This is a genomic window from Rhodococcus sp. IC4_135, from assembly GCF_011602025.1.
Classification (GTDB): domain Bacteria; phylum Actinomycetota; class Actinomycetes; order Mycobacteriales; family Mycobacteriaceae; genus Rhodococcus_F; species Rhodococcus_F baikonurensis.
Genome location: NZ_JAAOLG010000147.1, coordinates 1 through 294 on the forward strand (window position 1 = coordinate 1; position 294 = coordinate 294).

Annotated in this window: 1 protein-coding gene; it reads left to right on the forward strand. The window is 63.6% G+C overall.

Translation table 11 applies throughout. The annotated features are described in order from the left end of the window. Window positions 1–15 precede the first annotated feature (15 nt). The coding region (locus tag G8767_RS35385; protein WP_166814313.1) for a DnaJ domain-containing protein at window positions 16–294 on the forward strand (279 nt) is incomplete at its 3' end.

Consider the following 294-nt stretch of genomic DNA (forward strand, 5'->3'; position numbering starts at 1 on the left):
GAGGGGTGAGCACCGATGGCCCGTGACTACTACGAAGTACTCGGCGTACCGAAGGGCGCCGGCACCGACGAAATTCAGCAGGCGTACCGCAAGCTTGCCCGCAAGTACCACCCCGATGTGAACAAGGATCCCACTGCGGAGGACAGGTTCAAGGAGGCCAACGAGGCCTATCAGGTGTTGTCCGACCCGGACACCCGGAAACGCTATGACCGATTCGGTGACGACTTCCGGCGTGTGCCCGAGGATTACGACGAACGGGTGCGGGCAAACGCCGCCGGGTACGGCGGCGGGTTC